The sequence below is a fragment of the Cupriavidus phytohabitans genome (assembly GCF_017815025.1).
Classification (GTDB): Bacteria; Pseudomonadota; Gammaproteobacteria; order Burkholderiales; family Burkholderiaceae; genus Cupriavidus.
On record NZ_JAGIQB010000247.1, the window covers coordinates 1 to 522 of the forward strand.

The following is a 522-nucleotide window of genomic DNA, read 5'->3' on the forward strand; positions in this document are numbered from 1 at the left end:
AAGCTGCTGATTTTTTGTGGAGCGGTTCGACGCGGAGCCTATTCGCTTTGAAAAATGGCTCTGATGACGAGATTTTGGCTTGCTGCGCCCCCCAACGGGGTGTGTTGGCGAGGCGCTCGCCCCGCACTCGCCCTTTATGGGCGGACTGCTCCCATCAGATGTCCTCGGCTCAGGTAAAGATTGGCCAGCGCCAGGGCCGTGAAGGCCCGGCCGGCATTCTTTTTCAGGCCGCGGTAGCGGACTTTGGTGAAACCCCACAGGCGCTTGACCACGGCAAAGACATGTTCGACCCGGGCACGGATCTTCGATTTGTTTCGGTTCTTCCCGCGTTGCACCTCGTCAATCTGGCCGTTCTTGCGGGTACGCTGATTGGTGAAGTCCTTGGCGTGGGGAGCTTTCGATGCGATCAGCTCCTGCTGACTGGCGTAGGCACTATCACCATAGACGCGCTGTTCCTGCCCATGCAGTAACTGGGGTAGCGCATGCTTGTCGTGGACATTGGCCGGCGTCACGACTGCCGAA

At 59.2% G+C, this 522-nt stretch carries 1 protein-coding gene; it reads right to left on the bottom strand.

Features of this window, described 5'->3' with window-relative positions:
* Positions 1–134: 134 nt before the first annotated feature.
* Positions 135–522, bottom strand: a 388-nt coding sequence (locus J8I34_RS34355; protein WP_209808623.1) for a transposase, incomplete at its 5' end; no start/stop codon positions are given.